Raw genomic sequence first — 16,346 nt, 5'->3', positions numbered from 1 at the left:
GCACCCTAGTCTAGCTGTAGCGATCACGTTGGATGATGATCTGGCAGTGCTAAAACAAGGGACCTCATGAATCAAGCGCGGACTTTCGGAACGCCACGGTTGTTGGGCATCGTCTGGCCATTTATCGCCGTCGTGCTATTTCAGGCGCTGCTGGGCGGTGTCAGCCTGTATGTTCTGTCGGCAGTGCGCGGCTATGTTGCCGGTGAAAGTCTCTGGTCCAAGGGCCAGAAAGACGCCATCTATTACCTTAATCTCTACGCCGACAGTCACGACGAGACGATATTCAACAAATACCAGAACGCGATTGCCGTGCCTCAGGGGGACCATGAGTTGCGTGTGGCGCTGGATCATCAGCCGCCGAATATCGAAGCCGCGCGGGTGGCGATCCTCAAGGGCGGCAACCACCCGGATGACATCAATAGTGTGATCTGGCTGTACCTGAATTTCCGGCACTTCAGTTACCACGAGAAAGCCATTGACCTCTGGAGGGTGGGCGACGCTTATCTGGTGCAACTCGATGACATTGCGCGGGAGATGCATCAGCGCATCACCACCGGCCAGGCCACCGATGCCGATATCAAGCGCTGGAAGGATCAGATATTCGTCATCAACGAAAGTGTGACACCGGCGGCGAAGGCCTTCAGCGATGCCTTGGGCGAAGGCTCGCGGATGATCCTGCGGCTGTTGCTGGTGACCAACCTCGCCACGGCCCTGGGTTTGATCATCCTGGCCCTGATGCGCACGCACAAATTGCTCAAACAGCGCCATGCGTTCGCCGACGCGCTGCAGCTGGAAAAAGAACGCGCGCAGATCACCCTGCAATCGATTGGCGATGGCGTGATCACCACCAATGTCGACGGCGCAATTGCCTACATGAACCCGGCCGCCGAGGCGTTGACGCACTGGAAAGCCGAACAGGCCACAGGTTTGCCCTTGGCAGCGCTGTTCAATCTGCTGGACGAAAACGCTCAGGCCGACGGCTTTACGCTGATCGAGCACATCCTGAGCGGACAGCTCAGCGGCGGCAGCGAACACTCCAAGCTGATTCAACGCCTGGATGGCAGCACGGTGTCGGTCACGCTGGTCGGTGCGCCGATCCGTAATGCCGGCAAGATCAGCGGCACCGTGCTGGTCTTGCACGACATGACCCAGGAGCGGCAGTACATTGCCAATTTGTCCTGGCAGGCGACCCATGATGCCTTGACCGGCCTCGCCAACCGCCGCGAATTCGAGTATCGGCTGGAACAGGTGCTGCATAACCTGACGCGGCAGGCGGGGCGTCATGCGCTGATGTTTCTCGATCTGGATCAGTTCAAGCTGGTCAACGATACCTGCGGCCACGCGGCGGGAGACGAATTGCTGCGGCATATCTGTGCGCTGTTGCAATCGGGCTTGCGCGAAGGCGATACCCTGGCCCGACTGGGTGGCGACGAGTTTGGCATTCTGCTGGAGAACTGTTCGCCGGAAGCGGCAGAGAAAATCGCCGAAGGCCTGCGCCAGACCGTGCAGAACCTGCACTTCGTCTGGAAGGGCCGGCCGTTCGTGACCACCGTGAGTATCGGGCTGGTGCATGTCACTCAGCAGCCCACCACCCTCGAAACATCGCTGCGCGCCGCCGACATGGCGTGTTACATGGCCAAGGAAAAGGGCCGCAACCGGGTTCAGGTCTATCACGCCGACGACTCGGAACTGTCCCTGCGCTTTGGTGAGATGGCTTGGGTGCAGCGCCTGCACATGGCGCTGGAGGAGGACCGTTTCTGTCTTTATGCCCAGGAAATTGCGGCCCTTGGTCATGTCGAACAGGGTGGCGGGCATATCGAAATCCTGTTGCGCCTGCATGACGAAGCCGGGCGCATGATATTGCCCGACAGCTTTATTCCGGCGGCGGAACGTTATGGCCTGATGACTTCGCTTGATCGTTGGGTTGTGCAGAATGTATTCAAGATCATTGCCCAATGTATAGCGGAGAAACATAAAGGGCCGTTGGCGATGTGTGCGATTAATCTGTCAGGCACAACTATCGGAGATGAGGCGTTCCTGGACTTCCTGCGTCAACAGTTCATTACTTATTCCATACCGCCTGAAATGATTTGTTTTGAAATTACTGAAACCAGCGCTATTTCCAATCTTGGAAGTGCAATTAGATTTATTAATGAACTCAAAGGCTTAGGTTGTCACTTTTCGTTGGACGACTTTTGCGCCGGTATGTCCTCATTCGCCTACTTGAAACATTTGCCTGTAGACTTCCTGAAGATCGACGGGAGTTTCGTAAAGGATATGCTGGACGACCCGATTAACCGCGCCATGGTCGAAGTGATCAATCACATCGGGCATGTCATGGGTAAGCGTACGATTGCCGAGTTTGTTGAAACACCCCAGATCGAGCAGGCATTGCTTGAGATCGGGGTGGATTACGCTCAAGGGTATGTGATTGAACGCCCGCATCTGTTTACCTGCGATAGTTTGCAAAGTCGTCCTGCCAGGCCACAGCCGTTGTTATTCAAGGCGCCTGGCACGTTCCGTTGAAATCTCTTGCTGATCCTTACAATCACAATCAAAAGGAACCCGACAGTGATCGACACATTCAACAGAACCGGACCCCTCATGGAAGCTGCAAGTTACCCCGCCTGGGCTCAGCAACTGATCCAGGATTGCAGCGAGAGTAAACGCCGGGTTGTCGAACACGAACTGTACAGGCGCATGCGAGACAACAAACTCAGCGCCAAAACCATGCGTCACTACCTGATTGGTGGTTGGCCCGTGGTCGAACAGTTCGCGTTGTATATGGCCCAGAACCTGACCAAGACCCGTTTTGCCCGCCATCCGGGCGAGGACATGGCGCGCCGCTGGTTGATGCGCAACATCCGGGTGGAATTGAACCACGCCGATTACTGGGTGCACTGGAGCCGCGCCCACGGTGTCAGCCTGGAAGATCTGCAGGCGCAACAGGTGGCTCCTGAACTTCATGCCTTGAGTCACTGGTGCTGGCACACCAGTTCGGCGGATTCGCTGATCGTTGCCATTGCTGCCACCAACTACGCCATTGAAGGCGCGACAGGTGAGTGGTCGGCGCTGGTCTGCTCCAGTGGTGTCTACGCGGCCGCGTTCCCCGAAGAAGATCGCAAGCGGGCCATGAAGTGGCTGAAGATGCATGCCCAGTACGACGATGCCCATCCATGGGAAGCGCTGGAAATCATCTGCACGCTGGCAGGATTGAACCCGAGCAAGTCCTTGCAGGCCGAACTGCGTCAGGCGGTGTGCAAAAGCTACGACTACATGTTCCTGTTCCTGGAACGCTGCATGCAGCTTGAACATGTGGAGAAGGCTCCGCTCGTGCGTGAGCGCATGGCGCTGGCTGAAAGCTGATCCATTTTTTCATGCCAGTGAAAAAGCCCGCTCCCCCGGCATCGCCAGGGGAGCGGGCATTTTGTATGGACCGGCAATGACTAGGTGCTGACTTTCAGTCCAATCAACCCGGCAATGATCAATGCCACACTGGCGAGCCTGAACAGCGCCATGGACTCACCAAACAGAATGATCCCTGCGATGACCGTGCCGACTGCACCCACGCCGGTCCAGATCGCATAGGCGGTGCCCAGCGGCAGTTCCTTCATGGCAAGGCCGAGCAGGCCAAGGCTGATGGCCATGGCGACGACGGTCAGTGCGGTGGGAAGAGGGCGGCTGAAACCATCGGTGTATTTCAGGCCAACAGCCCAGCCCACTTCGAACAGGCCGGCGAAAAACAGAATGACCCAGGACATGAGAGACCTCCATCAATTGACGGGGTCGTCCCCAGATTAATGACTCGATCGAGCCGCGAGGTCGTCCTCGCGTTGCGCAGTATAGTGCCCATCATTAAACCGGGGATCAAGTTCGTGGAACAAGTTCGCGGATCAGTCAGTGGCCTGTTGCGCCGCTGTTTGCCGATCTTCTTTCTCGCTCATCCGGCGGAAATACGTCGAGAGCAAGGCCCCGGAAATGTTGTGCCATACGCTGAACAAAGCGCTCGGCACCGCCGCCAGTGGCGAGAAGTGTGCACTGGCCAGCGCAGCGCCCAAACCGGAGTTCTGAATGCCGACCTCCAGCGCCAGGGATTTACGCTGGGCCAGTGGCAATTTGAACAGGCGCCCGGTGAAGTAACCCAGCAGGTAACCGAAGCTGTTGTGCAGCATCACCACGGCCATGATCAGCAGGCCGGACTCGGTGATTTTCGCCTGGCTGGCAGCGACGACAGCGGTGACGAGCGAGCCTGCTCGCGAAGAGGGGCTCACCGTCTGACAGTCCGCCATCGCGAGCGGGGTCGCTCCCACAAGGGTAACAGTTTGTCTTTAGATACCTTGCGGCATCTCTTCACCGCCCAACGCTTCAACCAGCGCCGGGAGGAAGTCACCGAAGGTCAGCATCATCAGGGTGAAACTGGCATCCAGCTGGCCCAGGGCCTCTTCGCCACCGTCCTGTTCCGCCTGATCCTGCAGCAGGTCTTCGAACTTCAGGCGCTTGACCACCATCTTGTCGTCGAGGACGAAAGACAGTTTGTCTTGCCACGCCAGCGACAGCTGAGTGACCACTTTGCCAGTGCTCAAGTGCAACTGGATTTCTTCGCTGGTCAGGTCCTGACGCTTGCAGCGCACGATGCCGCCGTCTTCGTGGGTGTCACGCAGTTCGCATTCGTCCAGCACGAAGAAATCGTCCGCGGCTTTCTGGGTAGTGACCCATTCAGTCATGGTGGCGGTCGGGGACATTTTCACGGTCAGTGGACGCACCGGCAGCGTGCCGATCACTTCACGCAGAGTAGAGAGCAGGTCTTCGGCGCGTTTCGGGCTGGCCGAGTTGACCAGGATCAGGCCTTGTTTCGGCGCGATCGCTGCGAAGGTCGACGAGCGACGGATAAAGGCGCGAGGCAGGAAGGCCTGGATGATTTCATCCTTGATCTGGTCGCGTTCCTTTTTGTAGACCTTGCGCATTTGTTCGGCTTCGATCTCTTCGACCTTTTCCTTCACAGCGTCACGCACGACGCTGCCCGGCAGGATGCGTTCTTCTTTGCGCGCGGAGATCAGCAGGAAGTCGCCGCTGACGTGCACCAGCGGTGCATCTTCGCCCTTGCCGAATGGCGCGACGAAACCGTAGGTGGTCAACTCCTGACTTGCACATGAACGCGCCAATTTGGTGGCCAGTGCAGCTTCCAGCGCCTCGGCATCAAAAGGCAGATCTTGGGTCAGGCGATAGATAAGCAGGTTTTTGAACCACATGGGGCGAGTCTCTCCTTTATACAAAGTGGGGCATTATTCTCTTCGTGGCGCCATAGGCCAACCCTTCTCTAAGCCTTTGGAAGGCCTGAAAAAATTATTTAAAAAAGTGCTTGCCAGAGGTGAGGTCGCTCCGTAGAATGCGCGCCACACCGAAAGTGAAGGGTGATTAGCTCAGCTGGGAGAGCGTCTGCCTTACAAGCAGAATGTCGGCGGTTCGATCCCGTCATCACCCACCATTCGCTTCAAGTGTTACGCGCAGCGGTAGTTCAGTCGGTTAGAATACCGGCCTGTCACGCCGGGGGTCGCGGGTTCGAGTCCCGTCCGCTGCGCCATATTCGGTTACCTGGAACGCTGAACGCCAGGTCGCCACGGAAAAGCCCGCTAACGCGGGTTTTTTTCTGCCTGAAGTTCCTGCTGGATGCATCGTTTCACCGGTTTTCAGATTTATTTGAAATATTTTTCAATTAAATCAACATGTTATGAAAATCTGTGGCACAATGCGCCCCGCAACGAAGGTAAAGGGTGATTAGCTCAGCTGGGAGAGCGTCTGCCTTACAAGCAGAATGTCGGCGGTTCGATCCCGTCATCACCCACCACTTACTTTCAACGCTACGCGCAGCGGTAGTTCAGTCGGTTAGAATACCGGCCTGTCACGCCGGGGGTCGCGGGTTCGAGTCCCGTCCGCTGCGCCATATTCGGTCACCTGGAACGCTGAACGCCAGGTCACCACGGAAAAAGCCCGCTTTATGCGGGCTTTTTGCTGTCTGGGGTTTGGCCAATGCGCGAAACCAAGGAGCGAGCTTGCTCCGGGCGGCGTTCCGACGAAAAACGCTCAGGCAACGCGTTGATCCAGACAGCACGCGTTATCGTTAACGTCCATCGCGAGCAATCGAGCGTCGACCGGCTGCTCCTACAGGTCGGCGTTTCGACTGTGCCGGTAGTCACTGACCGCTTCGTACACGGCTTTGCGCAACCGGTTGATACCGCCAATCGGGCGATGAGCCTCCAGACCGAACCACGGGTTGAACGACAGGTTGTCGCATTGCAGATTCTGCGCCGGGGTGTCGAAGTCCTGAGGGGGCAGGGTGATCCGGGCTACGGTTTCGAACGGCGCATCCTGCTCGCGCCACTCGATGCTGGTGTCTTCGATCGGCATGAACCTGTTCGCATCCTGGCGCTGGATCTGCAGGACAAAACACGCCGGCACCCGATCCGTGGATAACTGTTGAGTCAGGGCGTTACGCAGGAAGTTCGGCAGATCGTGGTTCTGCTTGGGCAAGGTGTAGGCCGGGCAGTTGTCCGAATCCGGCATCACCCGGAACTTGGCATTGGCCTCACCGAATTTATACGGCGATACCGAAAAATAGGTGGTACGTGTCGGGCTTTCCGGTGGCGGGGACAGCGTCGCCAGGGCGATGAACAAATGACGGACCTGCCAGGTACGCGGATCCCAGCCAGGAAAAAACGCCATGACCTTTTTTCCGTCAGCCTGAGCCGCGACATTCTGACGGTACTCGGCGACATCGCTGACAAAGAAGTTCGGATGGCTGAACATCACAAAGTCCTGCTCGTGTTGCCCTTGGCGGTCGCCGAGCAGCGGCTTGCCCGGCACATCCAACAATTTGATCGCCATGCCCCGGGCATCCCGAATGCTGTCGAATTGCGGATAAGCGTTGCCGTTGGACAGGCGCATGGTCGCCTGCCAGCGCTTGCCCGGTTCGCTGAAGACACCGCGGCGCAGATCCTGCGCCAGTTCCGGCAACACCTGCACCTCGGCCTTCACGCAGCCATGGGCCTTGGCATGGGCGTCGCGCAGGTAGCGGGTGCTTTCACGGTGTTGATCGACAATGCGCACGGCGGTCTGAATCACATCCCGGGTCATGGCTGCTTCGCCATCCGGGATCTGCTCCAGTGTCGAAACCGGGCCGCGGTGCTGCCAGGCATACCATGCAGTGACCAGCGCCCAGCCGAGCAAGCCGATGCACAGCAGAGTCAGCAGGGTTTTGCCGAACAGGCGACCCAGCCACAACCAGAACCGGGCAAGCATCGGCAAATCCTTCTTGAAGGTGGTCATGATCATGGCAGTTGCGTCTCTATCGGGCCGCCCAGCACTTTCAGGTACTCCAGCAGCGCCCAGCGCTCCTCGGGTTGCAACAACCGGCCGATGACCCCATTGCCGCGCTCACCGGCGCGGAATTCATGGCCGCTGTTGTGGTTGCCGGTCATGCGCGTATCGAACAGGAATCCGTTGGTGAAGGCTTCGGTGCGATAGCCCAGGTGTCGCGGGTCGTAGTCGAACGTGCCTTTGTAGAAGGTGGTCGCGCGTTCATCCTGAGGCGAGAGCAGTTGATAAATGCTCGGCACCGAACCGTTGTGCAGAAACGGCGCCGTTGCCCACACGCCCGCCAGAGGACGGGCCTTGTAGGCCGCTTTTTCTCGAACGCCGATCGGCAGGCCGAAGCCGTCGAGCCGCGGCTTCTCCGCTGCTGTGACCTTGGCCTCACGGTAAGCGCGGTTCTCTACGAACGCAGTGACGTAGGCCAGGCCCTTGGCCACCGATAGTTGGCTCAAGTCCAGCGGTTCCTTGGGTTCTGGGTGCAACCTCACGTCCATCTGCGCAAGCTCCGCCGGGTCCCATTGCAGGGCGGTCAGATCGAAACGGTGGTTGGCGATGTTGTTCGCGGCAGTCGGATCGGTGCCGATGACATCGACGGGCAGCATTTGCAAATGCTGTACCCAGCGTTCGCCTTCCTGAGCAGCCCGCGGAACGTGGCAACCGGCGCAGTTTTCCGCAAACAGCGCATGCCCCTTGGTTGCCAGCGGTTTGTCGATGGCACCCAGCAGGTCTTCCGGCCAGGCCGGCGGTTTGAGTCGCTGCAGGGTTTCCTCGATCTGGTGTAAATCGCGCACCCGGACGCTGGACGGATAGCGATTGTCGCCCTTGAGTGGCTGCCCGTTGCTGTCGAAGAAGTTCAGCGTGGCGCCTACCCCCAGGGCCTCACCGATATTGCGAGCCATCGGCTGCTGTGCCGAGCCGTTCCACTGCACCCAATTGAAGGTCCACATGTCCCACAGTTGTGGATAGTCGACAGGAGCGTTGGCCACGCGGTAGTTGGCCGGGGAAATCGCATCACCGAAACTGGCGTTGGCAATGCGCCCGAACGCGTCGGTACGGCCAGGGCCTTCCTCTGTCGGGTAGAGCCCGCGGTGAGTGTCGTTCCAGGCCACTTTCAGGAAGGTGTCGAGAGAGGTCTTGAAGTCTTTACGCAGTTGTTGATGCCGGGCGTCGTAGTCCTGGCCCAGCACGTTGCGAGCGAAACGTTCGAATTTCCATGGGTTGTAGTAAGTCGAAGCGAGACTGGCGACCAATGCCTGTCCGAAACTGCCACCGCGCAGTGTAGGAACGCTGGACGGCAAGACATGCTGCGCCGAACCGCCATCGATGCGGATGGCCTGGCCGTTGAAGCGCAATTCGCCGGTGTGGCAGGCGGCACAGGTGATGTCCAGAAACTGGTCCGGGTTGCCGGGGTTTTGATGACGGGCAAAGCCCACGGGCAGGTTGCCGGGGTTGTTCGGCGTGGCTTTCTGCCCGGGATCGACTAGAAAACCGAAGCGTGCGAGGTATTCCGGAGCGGCAAACCGCTGTTGCGAAAAAGGCAGTTCGAGCGCGTTGAACCAGTCGTAGCGCAAGCCTTTGACTTGAGTGCCCTGGGGCGTGAAGTAGTAGGTCTGGCGGTCAGTCGCGCTCCACTGCTCCAGATAATGCACCTGCTGCGCAGGCGTCCAGGTCGGCAGTTTCGGGTTGGCGACGTAATACAGAATCACGGCCAGGCACACGCCCAGCAACGCAACGATCAGAACCAGCAAGCGATAAAAGAGGCGCAAGATAAACATCCTTGTCGATTTGTCGCTCTCTTATGCCTCAGCTGCAGGCGTGCGGCAAGTGGCCATTACGCCAAGTATTATCGGACAGGTCAGTTGTGTCTGTGAGGCGAAGATGACAGAAGCTTCATCATCCGATTCCGGAAATGCGTTAAAACACCTGAACTTATCAGAAGTTTCCTGCTCTCATGCCGGTAGCCATTGGTCGTGGCCGCCTGATAAGCTCGCGACTTTATTCGATTGCCCTTTAGGCGCATGAACAAGGAAATAGCATGAAACAGCATCGGTTGGCGGCGGCGGTGGCCCTGGTTAGCCTGGTACTCGCGGGTTGTGACTCGCAGACCAGCGTAGAGCTGAAAACCCCGGCGCAAAAAGCTTCCTACGGGATTGGCCTGAACATGGGCAAGAGCCTGGCTCAGGAAGGCATGGATGACCTGGACTCCAAAGCCGTAGCCCAGGGCATCGAAGATGCCGTCGGCAAGAAAGAACAGAAGCTGAAGGACGAAGAACTGGTCGAAGCCTTCGCCGCGCTGCAAAAGCGTGCTGAAGAACGCATGGCCAAAATGAGCGAAGAGTCGGCAGCCGCCGGCAAGAAGTTCCTCGAAGACAACGCCAAGAAAGCCGGTGTCACCACCACTGCTTCGGGCCTGCAATTTGAAGTGGTCAAGAAAGCCGACGGCGAACAGCCAAAGCCGACTGACGTAGTCACTGTTCACTACACCGGAACCCTGACCAACGGCACCGTCTTCGACAGCTCCGTCGAGCGCGGCAGCCCGATCGATCTGCCGGTCAGCGGTGTGATCCCGGGTTGGGTCGAAGGCCTGCAACTGATGCACGTTGGCGAGAAGTACAAACTGTACATCCCTAGCGAACTGGCTTACGGCGCCCAAAGCCCAAGCCCGGCGATTCCAGCCAACTCGGTGCTGGTATTCGACCTCGAGCTGCTGGCGATCAAGGATCCATCCAAGCAAGACGACGCCGCGAAGTAATCAGCGTCCGTTCTGACAACAACGCCTCGCTTATGCGGGGCGTTGTTGCATCTGGCGGTTGGTGAGGGTAAACAAAGCGAACGGATGCAGTAGGCTGGAGTCATAGCCATTGAGGCGCCTGCGCTAACCGCGGCAGAGCGCCAAGTCAATGAAATCTTGGGTTTTTTTATGTGAGTAAAAAACGCCCGATCTGAGCAAAGCCCTTATGAAACGGGGCTTTCAGCCGTGAAATGCAGGTCTGTTCACAAGGTTATCCACAATTTGTGTGGATAACATTTCAGTGGGAGGAATAATGAAAGCACCCTGGAATTTCGCTCATTTCCTGCCTTTGGCCGGACGCCTGCTCGCCCGTGGACGATTGCCAGCGCTGTTGTTCGCGGTGGCCAGCAAAGGCGCGAGCCAAGGCAACCGATTGGGCAAGCTCAAAGACGACCTGCGCCTGTTGCAGGCTTTGTGCCTGGCGTACTGGCGTGGCGAGTACCGCGCCATCAGTCCGAAAGCGCTGATCTCGGTGGTGGCGGGCCTGATGTACTTCCTGAGTCCGGTGGATGCGATTCCGGATTTCATTCCAGTGTTCGGCATGCTCGATGACATCGCCGTGCTCGCCTGGCTGATGAAAGTCCTCGATGACGAACTCAATGCGTTTCGCGCCTGGCGCAAACGGCAGGTGCCGGAGAAGCTCGCGGTGGTCGAGCGACTGCCCGATACCCTGGAGCAACTTCAGCTTCAGGGGCCGAAAAAAAACTGAGCCGATTCAGGATCATCCCTATATTCATGGCCCCGCGACCTTGGCCGCTGTTAGGATTACACTTCTAGGAAAAAGCGCCGACTCGCTAAGTGTCGTTGTCCTACGGGGAAGTCATGGATATTCAGATAATCACACGCGAAGGCGAGCCCGAGTATGCGGTTCTGCCGTGGGCTCAGTATCAGGCTCTACTGAAAGCAGCAGGCATCAATGAGCAACCGCCGCGCGAGGCAACAGTGCGTCACGCGGCAACACCCGACCAGATTCTTCCGGGTCTGGATCAACTACGCAGTTTGCGCGAAGGGAAGGGCATCGCCATCGAGGCGCTCGCCCGCACGGTAGGCATAAGCCCGTCTTATCTGGCCTTGATCGAAAGTGGCGAGCGTCAACCCGACGCTGCGATTCGCCGCAGTCTGGCCTGGGAATTGACGGTGCCAGGGTGGAGGGATGAATCGTGAGCGTACGCATCAGTCGTCAACATTGGGACGGGTTGCTGGGCGAACTGGATCAGGCACGCCGCCAGCGACATCTGCTGACTTATCGCGCGTTGCTGGAGCGTCTGCAACTCCCGACGCCGGCCATGCAAACCTTGACTGCAGCCCTTGAACATCTGGCCGCGCTGGACGCCAGGGCCGAACAACCCTTGCGCAGTTCGCTGGTGATCAGCCAGGGCGCCAGTCGCCTGCCGCGCACCGGGTTTTTTGAATGCGTCGAGCGTCTGGGGCGTTTCTCAGGGCCGTCCGATGGTGTCGCTGCCGCGTCCTGGCATGCTTCGGAAGTGGTGCGGGTTTTCGAGTACGAATACCCCGAATCGGCCGAGGCCTGAGTGTTTTTGCGACTCAAGGCGCGGGCCGGTTACTGGTTGGCCCGCCGGTTGTTTCATTGGTCATGGTTCGTGCACCAGCCCCGTGGCTGGAGCTGGCTCGAAGGCCAGTTCGCACGCATGGCCAACTTGGGTGACGTCGGCGCTCAAAGCTTCTATGGCCACATTCTGGCCTTTCGCGGCGTTGGCCTGGGGGCTCGTGAGGAAGGTGTCCGATTGCTGCGTCTGGCGGCGTTGGCGGGTGATGGCAAGGCGGCGTATCAGGTGGGCGTGATCTGCCTGGCCGGGACGGCGAGCAAGGCGCCGGATCCGGATGAGGCCGCCAGGTTCTGGACTATCGCTGCCAAGGCCGGGCATCCGTTGGCTGAGGTCAAACTCAAAGAGTTGGCGTCTCGCGGTTCAGGGTGAACCTCTTTGATCTGTGTCGGCCGGTCTGACGCCTTCGCGGGCAAGCCTCGCTCCTACAGGTCTGGTGTCGTATGGAAATGTTGCGAAAAAACAAAACCTGTAGGAGCGAGGTTTGCCCGCGAAGACGTCAGGCCAATCACCGCTGCCCCATCAGCAATTCATCCTTTCGCCCCGGCACCGCCAGGCTATCAATCACATGCACGCTATACCCCGGCACATTCTTCGCGTGATGCTTGGCCTGCGACGCCATTTCCGCCAACTGGCTCGCATCGAGTTGTCCACAGGCCTGTGGATGTAAATGCACCACGCCGATCGACAGTGACAGCAGCGGAAATTCCTGCCGCACACCCTGGCGGTTCGGGGCGATGAAGCAGCCGGCCTCCAGGTGTTCGCTGCGGTAGAAGCGCCGGCACTGGCTCTGGAAATCGTCGAGCAACTGGTTCAAACGTTTGCGCCAGTCTTCCGGCCCGAGCACCAGCAGGAAATCGTCGCCGCCGATATGGCCGACAAAGTCGCGGGAAGGGTCGACGCGATCATTCAGGCATTGCGCCAGGCACAGCAGGACTTCGTCCCCGCGGCCGTAGCCGTAGATGTCGTTGAAGGGTTTGAAACTGTCGATGTCCACGTAGCAGATCACCGACTCCCGTTGCTGTTGCAGCAGGCGCGTCAGGCATTGCTGGATCGGTACGTTGCCCGGCAGAAGGGTCAGCGGGTTGGCGTAGCGGGCCTGCTGGATCTTCAGTTCGGTAATCAGCTTCAGTACGTCGATCACCCGACCCAGCCCCAGATACCCGCCGTTCAGGGTAATGATGAAGTCTTCTTCAATGCGTTGTCGGGCGCGGCTGGTGATCAGGCGGCTGACCTGTTGCAGCGACTGGCTCATCTCGACGGCGAGAAAGTCATCGTTCATCAAACGGCTGATGGGCTTGCGGGCGAACAAGTCGGTGGCAAAAGGTTTGAGCAGGGCGTCCGAGAGCGAATGCCTGTGAACGATGCCACAGGGATGGCCGTAGTCGTCGAGCACCGCCAGCGAGTTCAGGTTGGCCTGGCGGCGGAAGGCTTCCAGTACCGTCGCTGTCGGCGTATCCCGCGCGACCGCTGGCTGATCGTTCAAGAGGGCGCTGAGGTCGCTGCCTTCGTCGTTCAGCGCCACAGCGGAGCTGTCCTGCTTGGGCATCAGGCTTCGAGCATCCCTCGGCGGATGTTCCTGGGGTCGACAGAGCAAATAGCCCTGGACCAGATCGACGCCCATATCGGTCAACACCGCAAGCTCCTCCGGCAGTTCGATACCTTCAGCAATCACTTGCGCCCGCGAGGCTTTGGCGATTTGCATGATTGATCCGACAAATTCACGTTTGAGGGCATCCTGATGAATGCCGTCGATGAAGTGCCGGTCGATCTTCACATAGTCAGGTCGCAGCTCGGACCACAGGCGCAAGCTCGAATAACCCGCTCCCAAATCATCCAGTGCAATGGAAAAACCCATCGCCCGATAGTGATGCAGCGCGTTTTGCAGCAGCTGGAAATCGTCGGTCGGGGTCTGTTCGGTGAGTTCGATGACCACCTGACTGGGCGGTATGCCGAAATCCTGCAGCAGTTGCAGGGTTCGACCCGGTTGGTGGGCCGCTTCCAGCAGGGATTCCGGTGACACGTTGAGAAAGAGTTTGCCTGGCAGTTGCTGTTCATTGAAGCGTCGGCAAGCACTCTCACGACAGGCAATTTCCAGCTCGTTCAAGCGGCCGGCCTGGCGGGCGACGGCGAACAAGGCGATGGGCGAGTGCAGCGGGCTGTTGGAGGGGCCGCGACTGAGGGCTTCGTAGCCGATAATTCGGCGTTCAGAGAGCGAAATGATTGGCTGGAACAGGCTGTGCAAACCGCTTTGAGTCAGTATTGAACTCAACGCACTCAGCTGTTCGGTAGTGGTCATGGCGATCTCTGGCGATAAAAAAAGGACTGGGAGCGCTCTTGGATAAAAAGAGGCTCCCAGTCCTTTATTTCACGACAGAATGATGACTGTTTGATGACGCTACGGGGCGTCAGAATTAAATTGCCATCATCTTGCTTGTCACAACTCAGTGCTTGGCGACCGCGGTGTTGAGTTTCAGGTAGTCCAACAGAATCCGACCGGTCTCGCTCAGGTAGGCATCGTCTTCTGGTTTGGTCTTGTCCGGCTCGGCCGCGAGGGCGTCTTCGTCTTCTTTCTTCAGCTCTTTGAGCGGTTCTTCGCCTTTGGCCTTGCGACGGATATTTTCCATGGCAAGCTGCTTGGCTTCGATATCGGCGTGTTGTGCACGACGATCGGCTTCATTGAGGCTGACGGTTTTTTCCGCCATCAGTTTTTGCGCCAGGGCCAGTTTGTCGCGGATGAACACGAACTCCGCGTCCTTGCCCGTGCGCACGTCATGCTCGGATTTGAGCTGGGTGATGTACGGTTTGAACGGGTCGGTCGCCGGTTTGATCGCCGCGCGGATGGTGTCCCACGGCATGGCTTCCGGCAGGGCGCTTTCGCCGATCTCCTTGGTGTCGATGATCGACGGGTAATCGATGTCCGGCAGAACGCCTTGATGCTGCGTGCTCTGACCGGAAACCCGATAGAACTTGGCCAGGGTCAGTTTCAGTTCGCCATGGTTCAGCGGCTGAATGGTCTGCACGGTGCCTTTGCCGAAGGTCTGGCCGCCAATGATCAACGCGCGATGGTAGTCCTGCATGGCGCCGGCAAAAATCTCCGAAGCCGAGGCGGACAAGCGGTTGACCAGCAACGCCATCGGGCCTTTGTAGAACGCGCCCGGGTTTTCATCTTCCAGCACATCGACCCGGCCATCGGCGTTACGCACGAGAACAGTCGGACCTTTGTCGATGAACAGGCTGGTCAGCTCGGTGGCTTCCTGCAGGGAGCCGCCGCCGTTGTTGCGAAGGTCGATAACCACACCGTCGACTTTGTCCTTCTGCAGCTCGGTCAGCAGTTTCTTGACGTCGCGCGTGGTGCTCTTGTAGTCAGGATCGCCGGCACGGAAGGCCTTGAAGTCCAGGTAGAAGGCCGGGATCTCGATGACGCCGAGCTTGTAGTCCTTGCCGTCCTGTTTCAGGTTGAGGACCGACTTCTTCACCGCCTGGTCTTCAAGCTTCACCGCTTCGCGGGTGATCGGCACGATCTTGGTGGTCTGGTCGTTTGGCGCATTGCTGGCCGGGATGACTTCCAGGCGCACCACGGTGCCTTTCGGGCCACGGATCAGCTTGACCACTTCGTCCAGGCGCCAGCCAACCACGTCGACCATCTCTTTGTTGCCCTGCGCAACGCCGATAATCTTGTCGGCCGGTGCGACCTGCTTGGTTTTGTCGGCCGGGCCGGCAGGCACCAGACGCACGACTTTCACCTGATCGTTGTCGCTCTGCAACACGGCGCCGATGCCCTCGAGGGACAGGCTCATGTTGATGTCGAAGTTCTCCGCGTTATCCGGCGACAGATAATTGGTGTGCGGGTCGTAGGACATGGCGAAGGTGTTGATGTAGGCCTGGAAGATGTCTTCCGGACGGGTCTGGTCCAGACGCGCAAGCTGATTCTTGTAACGCTTGGTCAGGGTTTCCTGAATCTGCTTGGAATCCTTGCCGGCAATTTTCATCCGCAGCACTTCGTCCTTGACGCGTTTGCGCCACAGGTCGTCGAGCTCTGCGGTGGACTTGAGCCAAGGGGCGTCCTTGCGGTCGATCAGCAAGGTTTCCTTGGCGGTGAAGTCGATCTTGTCGACGCCCTTGTTCAGCTCCGCAAGGGCAAAGTCCAGACGCGCTTTTACGCGGTCCAGGTAGCGCTTGTAGATGGTGAAACCGGCGTTGAGGTCGCCGCTTTTGAGGAAGTCGTCGAACTGGGTTTTCCACTTGTCGAATTCGGCAATGTCGCTGGACATGAAGTAGCTGCGCGACGGATCCAGCAGCTTGAGGTAGCTGTCATAAATGATCACGGAGCGCGCGTCATCGAGCGGCGGCTTGCTGTAGTGGTGGCGCTTGAGTAACTCGACGACATTCAGGCTGGCGATCACTTCGTCACGATCAGGCTGAAGCTTGTCCCAACTATTGGCTGCGAACGTATTGCTCGACATCGGCATCAGGCCGATACCAATAAATAGGGCGAGGGCGGTGCTGGGGAACAAATGCTTCATGCTGATTCGACGCGGGGACAATTGATAACGCATATTAGGCCGTCTTTGAAGTCGCCGGTTCCACAAGGGCCGGTCGCATAATGCAAAAAGCCCGGC

General features: G+C 58.5%; 13 protein-coding genes, 4 tRNA genes and 1 pseudogene. 11 read left to right on the top strand and 7 right to left on the bottom strand.

Features of this window, described 5'->3' with window-relative positions; translation table 11 throughout:
- Positions 1 to 66 precede the first annotated feature (66 nt).
- Positions 67 to 2,526: an EAL domain-containing protein gene (locus ACA066_RS20955; protein WP_497696465.1), complete on the top strand. Its 2,460-nt coding sequence runs from the start codon at positions 67 to 69 to the stop codon at positions 2,524 to 2,526.
- A gap of 78 nt (positions 2,527 to 2,604) precedes the next feature.
- The gene (locus tag ACA066_RS20950) at positions 2,605 to 3,366 is read left to right on the top strand and encodes an iron-containing redox enzyme family protein (RefSeq protein WP_497696464.1); all 762 of its coding nucleotides are present in this window, start codon (positions 2,605 to 2,607) and stop codon (positions 3,364 to 3,366) included.
- A gap of 80 nt (positions 3,367 to 3,446) precedes the next feature.
- On the opposite strand, the gene sugE is transcribed toward ACA066_RS20950, so the two are convergent.
- The 3 genes and pseudogenes from sugE to rdgC form a co-directional block, all read right to left on the bottom strand.
- Complete coding sequence (sugE, locus tag ACA066_RS20945; protein WP_497696463.1) at positions 3,447 to 3,761, bottom strand: quaternary ammonium compound efflux SMR transporter SugE; 315 nt, start codon at positions 3,759 to 3,761, stop codon at positions 3,447 to 3,449.
- A gap of 132 nt (positions 3,762 to 3,893) precedes the next feature.
- Positions 3,894 to 4,244, bottom strand: a pseudogene (locus ACA066_RS20940) (bile acid:sodium symporter family protein); the annotation flags it as partial.
- 84 nt (positions 4,245 to 4,328) lie between these two features.
- A complete protein-coding gene (gene rdgC / locus ACA066_RS20935) occupies positions 4,329 to 5,249 on the bottom strand; it encodes a recombination-associated protein RdgC (RefSeq protein WP_497696462.1) in 921 nt (306 codons plus the stop codon).
- A gap of 160 nt (positions 5,250 to 5,409) precedes the next feature.
- Here rdgC and ACA066_RS20930 point away from each other — a divergent pair.
- The 4 genes from ACA066_RS20930 to ACA066_RS20915 all read left to right on the top strand — a co-directional run bounded on the left by ACA066_RS20930 (position 5,410) and on the right by ACA066_RS20915 (position 5,941).
- A tRNA-Val gene (locus ACA066_RS20930) sits at positions 5,410 to 5,485 on the top strand.
- 19 nt (positions 5,486 to 5,504) lie between these two features.
- Positions 5,505 to 5,581: transfer RNA gene (locus ACA066_RS20925), tRNA-Asp, on the top strand.
- Between the two features lie 188 nt (positions 5,582 to 5,769).
- Positions 5,770 to 5,845: transfer RNA gene (locus tag ACA066_RS20920), tRNA-Val, on the top strand.
- Positions 5,846 to 5,864: 19 nt separating this feature from the next.
- Positions 5,865 to 5,941, top strand: a tRNA-Asp gene (locus ACA066_RS20915).
- Positions 5,942 to 6,159: 218 nt separating this feature from the next.
- Here ACA066_RS20915 and ACA066_RS20910 read toward each other — a convergent pair.
- Together ACA066_RS20910 and ACA066_RS20905 are read right to left on the bottom strand one after the other, a co-directional pair.
- Positions 6,160 to 7,296: a catalase family protein gene (locus ACA066_RS20910; RefSeq protein ID WP_497699933.1), complete on the bottom strand. Its 1,137-nt coding sequence runs from the start codon at positions 7,294 to 7,296 to the stop codon at positions 6,160 to 6,162.
- Between the two features lie 29 nt (positions 7,297 to 7,325).
- Positions 7,326 to 9,134 (bottom strand): di-heme-cytochrome C peroxidase, encoded by a 1,809-nt coding sequence (locus tag ACA066_RS20905; RefSeq protein WP_497696461.1) that lies wholly within the window; start codon positions 9,132 to 9,134, stop codon positions 7,326 to 7,328.
- 269 nt (positions 9,135 to 9,403) lie between these two features.
- Here ACA066_RS20905 and bamJ point away from each other — a divergent pair, with 269 nt between their 5' ends.
- The 5 genes from bamJ (at position 9,404) to ACA066_RS20880 (ending at position 12,096) form a co-directional block, all read left to right on the top strand.
- A complete protein-coding gene (gene bamJ / locus ACA066_RS20900) occupies positions 9,404 to 10,120 on the top strand; it encodes a BamJ family beta-barrel-assembly machinery protein (RefSeq protein ID WP_497696460.1) in 717 nt (238 codons plus the stop codon).
- Positions 10,121 to 10,412: 292 nt separating this feature from the next.
- Positions 10,413 to 10,868, top strand: coding sequence for a YkvA family protein (locus ACA066_RS20895; protein WP_497696459.1), 456 nt, complete (start codon positions 10,413 to 10,415; stop codon positions 10,866 to 10,868).
- Positions 10,869 to 10,981: 113 nt separating this feature from the next.
- The gene (locus ACA066_RS20890; RefSeq protein ID WP_461953791.1) at positions 10,982 to 11,323 is read left to right on the top strand and encodes a helix-turn-helix domain-containing protein; all 342 of its coding nucleotides are present in this window, start codon (positions 10,982 to 10,984) and stop codon (positions 11,321 to 11,323) included.
- The gene (locus ACA066_RS20885; RefSeq protein WP_007898892.1) at positions 11,320 to 11,691 is read left to right on the top strand and encodes a hypothetical protein; all 372 of its coding nucleotides are present in this window, start codon (positions 11,320 to 11,322) and stop codon (positions 11,689 to 11,691) included. Before ACA066_RS20890 ends, ACA066_RS20885 begins: the two co-directional genes overlap by 4 nt.
- Positions 11,692 to 12,096: an SEL1-like repeat protein gene (locus ACA066_RS20880; protein WP_497696458.1), complete on the top strand. Its 405-nt coding sequence runs from the start codon at positions 11,692 to 11,694 to the stop codon at positions 12,094 to 12,096.
- 136 nt (positions 12,097 to 12,232) lie between these two features.
- Here the strand turns inward: ACA066_RS20880 and ACA066_RS20875 are convergent, their stop codons facing one another.
- A complete protein-coding gene (locus tag ACA066_RS20875) occupies positions 12,233 to 14,023 on the bottom strand; it encodes a bifunctional diguanylate cyclase/phosphodiesterase (protein ID WP_497696457.1) in 1,791 nt (596 codons plus the stop codon).
- 145 nt (positions 14,024 to 14,168) lie between these two features.
- A complete protein-coding gene (locus ACA066_RS20870; protein ID WP_497696456.1) occupies positions 14,169 to 16,250 on the bottom strand; it encodes a carboxy terminal-processing peptidase in 2,082 nt (693 codons plus the stop codon).
- Between the last annotated feature and the right edge of the window lie 96 nt (positions 16,251 to 16,346).

Source organism: Pseudomonas sp. LBUM1651 (genome assembly GCF_059716135.1).
The sequence above is the reverse complement of the archived record's forward strand: the minus strand, read 5'-3'. Positions and strand labels throughout refer to the sequence as shown.

Bases quoted from the DNA above. Each gene is read 5' to 3' on its own strand.
- sugE (WP_497696463.1), bottom strand. From the start codon at position 3,761: ATGTCCTGGGTCATTCTGTTTTTCGCCGGCCTGTTCGAAGTGGGCTGG.
- ACA066_RS20910 (WP_497699933.1), bottom strand. From the start codon at position 7,296: ATGCTTGCCCGGTTCTGGTTGTGGCTGGGTCGCCTGTTCGGCAAAACC.
- ACA066_RS20955 (WP_497696465.1), top strand. From the start codon at position 67: ATGAATCAAGCGCGGACTTTCGGAACGCCACGGTTGTTGGGCATCGTC.
- ACA066_RS20875 (WP_497696457.1), bottom strand. From the start codon at position 14,023: ATGACCACTACCGAACAGCTGAGTGCGTTGAGTTCAATACTGACTCAA.
- rdgC (WP_497696462.1), bottom strand. From the start codon at position 5,249: ATGTGGTTCAAAAACCTGCTTATCTATCGCCTGACCCAAGATCTGCCT.
- ACA066_RS20950 (WP_497696464.1), top strand. From the start codon at position 2,605: ATGGAAGCTGCAAGTTACCCCGCCTGGGCTCAGCAACTGATCCAGGAT.
- ACA066_RS20895 (WP_497696459.1), top strand. From the start codon at position 10,413: ATGAAAGCACCCTGGAATTTCGCTCATTTCCTGCCTTTGGCCGGACGC.
- ACA066_RS20870 (WP_497696456.1), bottom strand. From the start codon at position 16,250: ATGAAGCATTTGTTCCCCAGCACCGCCCTCGCCCTATTTATTGGTATC.
- bamJ (WP_497696460.1), top strand. From the start codon at position 9,404: ATGAAACAGCATCGGTTGGCGGCGGCGGTGGCCCTGGTTAGCCTGGTA.
- ACA066_RS20890 (WP_461953791.1), top strand. From the start codon at position 10,982: ATGGATATTCAGATAATCACACGCGAAGGCGAGCCCGAGTATGCGGTT.